Source organism: Streptomyces sp. NPDC001714, from assembly GCF_042892755.1.
Classification (GTDB): domain Bacteria; phylum Actinomycetota; class Actinomycetes; order Streptomycetales; family Streptomycetaceae; genus Streptomyces.
This window is the reverse complement of sequence record NZ_JBIAUL010000088.1, coordinates 1-1,049: the sequence shown is the minus strand read 5'-3', so window position 1 is coordinate 1,049 and position 1,049 is coordinate 1. Positions and strand designations below refer to the sequence as shown.

The following is a 1,049-nucleotide window of genomic DNA, read 5'->3' as shown; positions in this document are numbered from 1 at the left end:
GGGACTGTCCTGAAGTTTGTGTATGCCCCGGTATGACCTGTCTGGCATGAGATGTGGTCTCTGCCGGGAAGGATCACGGATGGGCAGCAAGGACGAGCGTCCCCGCGAGAGTTCGAACATCGTACGCACGGGGGCCGAGTTGGCGAGACTGACCGAGCTGGACCGGGAGCTGGCCGAGCAGCTGGTGAACCGGGCCCGCAGCGAAGGACTCAACCTGGTCGGGGAGAACGGCCTGCTCAAGGGGCTGGTGAAGCTGGTCCTGGAAGGCGCGTTGGAGGCCGAGATGACCGAGCATCTCGGTTACGAGAAGGGCGACAAGGCCGGGGCGGGCTCGGGCAACTCCCGCAACGGCACCTCACGCAAGCGCGTGCTGACCGACGTCGGCGCGGTGGAGATCGACGTTCCCCGGGACCGGGCCGGCTCCTTCAGTCCGGCCATCGTGCCCAAGCACCAGCGGCGAGTGGAGGGGTTCGACGAAGCGATCCTCTCGCTCTATGCGAAGGGGCTGACCACGGGTGAGATCCAGGCCCATCTCGCAGAAATCTACGACGTGGACGTCTCCCGCGACCTGATCTCCCGCGCGACCGACAAGATCACCGAGGAACTCGACGCCTGGCGCCAGCGGCCGCTCGACCGTGTCTACGCGGTCGTGATGATCGACGCGATCGTGCTGAAGATCCGCGACGGCGCCGTCGCCAACCGGCCCGTCTACATCGCCGTCGGGATCAACCTCGAAGGCGAGCGTGACGTGCTAGGCATGTGGGTAGGCTCCGGCGGCGAGGGCGCCAAGACCTGGATGGCATGGCTCGCGGAGCTGAAGAACCGCGGCATTGAGGACGTCCTGATCGCCTGCTGCGACGGGCTGAAAGGCCTGCCGGACTCGATCCAGAACATCTGGCCACTCGCGGACATCCAGCTCTGTGTGGTCCACATGGTCCGCAACAGCCTCAAGTACGCCTCGACCAAGCACTGGTCGCAGATCGCCAAGGAACTCCGCCAGGTCTACACGGCGGCCACCGTCGACGCTGCCGAACAGCGGTTCGCCGAGT

At 65.8% G+C, this 1,049-nt stretch carries 1 protein-coding gene; it reads left to right on the top strand.

Annotated elements, in window-relative coordinates:
• Positions 1 to 79: 79 nt before the first annotated feature.
• Positions 80 to 1,049, top strand: a 970-nt coding sequence (locus ACFY0P_RS52210) for an IS256 family transposase (protein WP_388929544.1), incomplete at its 3' end; no start/stop codon positions are given.